The 481-nt window shown below is 59.5% G+C and carries 1 protein-coding gene; it reads left to right on the plus strand.

What is annotated here, in order from left to right; all coding sequences use genetic code 11:
• Positions 1 to 44 precede the first annotated feature (44 nt).
• On the plus strand, positions 45 to 481 hold a 437-nt coding region (locus tag ACEWE8_RS26115; RefSeq protein WP_395589454.1), incomplete at its 3' end, for a transposase.

Raw genomic sequence — 481 nt, forward strand, 5'->3', positions numbered from 1 at the left:
GGCGGTCTCAGTGACCAAGTGCAACACCCGAGGTAAGGTGCTGCATGACTACTCACTACACCCACTTGACCATCGAAGAGCGCGTAACGCTAATGATCATGCGTATGCAAGGCGCCTCGCTGCGAGCCATCGCCCAAGTTCTTGGGCGCCAACCCAGCACGCTGAGTCGAGAGGTGCGGCGCCAGTCGCAGCCTGGGCACTATGACGCCAGCACTGCCGGTGCTCGAGCCCGTGCCCTCAGACACGTCCCGAGGCGCAGCAAGCTTCTTGCCCCTGGTTCTGAACTGTTCCAGGTCGTACACAGCATGTTGGCCAAGGGCTGGTCTCCTCAGCAAATTGCCGCCAGACTCAAGGACTACTGGCCTGATAATCCTGAGCGGCATGTGAGTCACGAAACGATCTACCTGACAATCTATGCATACCCACGCGGCGAGCTTAAGCGTCAACTCATTGGTTACCTGCGCCAGGGCGGCAGCAAGCG

Source organism: Pseudomonas sp. TR47, from assembly GCF_044143025.1.
Classification (GTDB): domain Bacteria; phylum Pseudomonadota; class Gammaproteobacteria; order Pseudomonadales; family Pseudomonadaceae; genus Aquipseudomonas; species Aquipseudomonas putida_E.